The organism is Psychrobacter sp. T6-1 (assembly GCF_052258445.1).
The window spans coordinates 1-2,401 of sequence record NZ_JBQQFC010000339.1 but is presented as its reverse complement, the minus strand read 5'-3'; the positions used below and the strand labels follow the sequence as shown (position 1 = coordinate 2,401).

Genomic DNA, 2,401 nt, shown 5'->3' with positions numbered 1-2,401 from the left:
ATTGATGTCGATAACGACGATTTATTACATCATCTCTATCCTGATAATTATGACAGTCATGGCTTTATGCCCGCTTCAGTCACTACTCAAAGCGCATCTTCGAATAAAATAAAGGTTTGGTTTTTTGTGTTTGTGTTTATTTTGATCGCCAGCGTCATCGCTTATTTGGGGCTATCGTGGTTATGGCTATTAGCATTTATGATAGGCGTCACGGCTTATCTATGGCAACAAGCCAGTCAAAAAGACAAAGCACGAACGCAAAAATATACGGATGACAAAGCCTCTCTACAGCCTTTTATAGCTGGCTTAATCCAACAGCGTATCGTCAGTCATCCCAACGAAAGTTTTCGTTTGTATAAGACGCCCGCAGGCTTTCGCATTATTGCCACTCACGATATCATCGCGCCAAGTGATAAAGTCGTCGCTGAGTGGTTTACTACCTTTTACGCCGACGCCAATTATGTACGCCTGTGTCAAGCGCAGCAGTGCTTTCGCGCGCGATTCACCGCCAAGCCTTGGCGTATGAGTGAGGTCAACGACAAGCGGGTCTTAGACAAAAACATTCCGACCACAGATTTTTGGTCGATGCCTGCTGAGGATGTCGATAGCGATGAAAACCAGTCACGCTATATAGAGCTTGAGGCAAGAGATAAATGGATTGTGGACTATGATACCTTTGCTAAAGGCTATAGGGCGTGTCGTTATGTCGAGAGTTTTTCGGGACGAGACGCCAATACTCAGCGAAAGCATGAGACGATTCAGGCATTTATTAGATGGCATGATAAAATTTGTCAGGTGGATAAAGAGCTGCCGTTGGCTTGATTTGTCTTTACGTATAAAAAAGGACTCATTACGAAGCTAACTGTAGTTAATTGCCACCATTATACCTACCCTAAAGATGAAAATAGCACCATCAATACTGGTGAGACAATATTAATAATAAAGCCAAAACTAATCGCTAGTGGCACGACTTTGAGGCCGCCCGATTGCTGAATAATCGGCAAGGTGAAATCAAGACTGGTTGCGCCGCCAAGACCTACCGCCGCGGATGGATACTTGCGCATAAAGACGGGGATAAATATCAGCGCAAAGAACTCGCGGATGAGATCGTTAAATAGCGCCACGCTGCCCCAAATCGCGCCATAAGCATCGGTCATGACGATAGCCGATAGTGAATACCAACCAAAGCCTGAGGCCAGTGCTAAGCCTTTGGTCCACGATACCTCACTAAACATCATGGCAAACATCACCCCGCCTACCAATACTGCGAGCGTAAAGATGACACTCATCTCAACGCCGCGCTTATTGAGCAGCACTTCTTTTAAAGTAATGCCTGAGCCTTTAAGACCAATGCCAACGAGCAAGATGAGTATCATCAGCAGAACGGTCATAGTATTTTCAGGCGGCATATAATTCTCAGGCAAAAAATAGCCAATCACCATACCGATGACCACACAGATAACCTGCGCCAAGCTGCCACGAATACTGACGCGATGCTCTTTGGATTTGGCGACAGGTTGTTTGGCCTGCCAAGGTTTGAGACGATCAAAAACCATCAGTCCGATGAGTCCCGTACCAATAGTCAATATCGATAATACGGTAACATAGAGCGCAATCTCACCCACTTGACTGCCCAGCCCCTCAACTTGCGACAGCTCAATCCCAATCAAAGTCAAAATAATAAACACTAAGTATGATAAGCCTTTGTCCGCAAGTATAGTCATCTTGGGATTTGATGGAATTGCAAAGCCAATGAACATCGGCATAAGAACAAGAACGAGAGTAATAAGGCTTTGCATAGAATAGGCTCGCAATATTTTACAAGGCGTTTTTGGGAAACCGGCGATTGTATCATAGTCCGCTATAAATGCGCTTATTTGGCTGTTTAAAGTAACAAATGATGAAGTGCAACTGACCTGATAAAATTTTTGACCGCTTGTTTTAATCGTTTACCTGATGCACTTTTGTTGTTACATTAAAGCACTTACTGTATTTAGCGCGCCTTTTCATGTCTCTTTACCAGCTCAAAACTCGCTTTCAAGATCAGTTGCGTCCGCTAAGCGATGCGCTCGTTGCACATCAATACACTGCCAATCAAGTGACTGTATCCGCTGCTGTTATGAGTGTGGGCACCGCTTTGGTAGTGGCAAAACCTGCGCAAAATTATCCTAAACTATGGCTGTTATTGCCGTCATCGCTGTTTGTGCGTATGGCGCTCAATGCCATTGATGGGATGATGGCGCGCGAGCATGGACAGGTCTCACAGCTTGGCTCCGTGCTCAATGAAGTGGGTGATATCGTTGCCGACACCGCATTGCTGGCAAGCCTTGCGCCTTATATCGATAAAAAATACGCAGACAGCGCTTACTCTAATCAGCATCATATCAGCCGTTTTATCGCC

2 protein-coding genes and 1 pseudogene are annotated in these 2,401 nt (G+C 45.1%); 2 read left to right on the top strand and 1 reads right to left on the bottom strand.

What is annotated here, in order from left to right; genetic code table 11:
• Positions 1 to 822: pseudogene (locus tag ACTXGO_RS12500) on the top strand (hypothetical protein); the annotation flags it as partial.
• A 65-nt stretch (positions 823 to 887) separates the two neighbouring features.
• Here ACTXGO_RS12500 and ACTXGO_RS12495 read toward each other — a convergent pair.
• Positions 888 to 1,799 (bottom strand): LysO family transporter, encoded by a 912-nt coding sequence (locus ACTXGO_RS12495; protein ID WP_435950441.1) that lies wholly within the window; start codon positions 1,797 to 1,799, stop codon positions 888 to 890.
• A gap of 209 nt (positions 1,800 to 2,008) precedes the next feature.
• Between ACTXGO_RS12495 and ACTXGO_RS12490 the strand changes: the two genes are divergently transcribed.
• The coding region (locus ACTXGO_RS12490) for a CDP-alcohol phosphatidyltransferase family protein (RefSeq protein ID WP_443574764.1) at positions 2,009 to 2,401 on the top strand (393 nt) is incomplete at its 3' end.

Bases quoted from the DNA above. Each gene is read 5' to 3' on its own strand.
- ACTXGO_RS12495 (WP_435950441.1), bottom strand. From the start codon at position 1,799: ATGCAAAGCCTTATTACTCTCGTTCTTGTTCTTATGCCGATGTTCATT.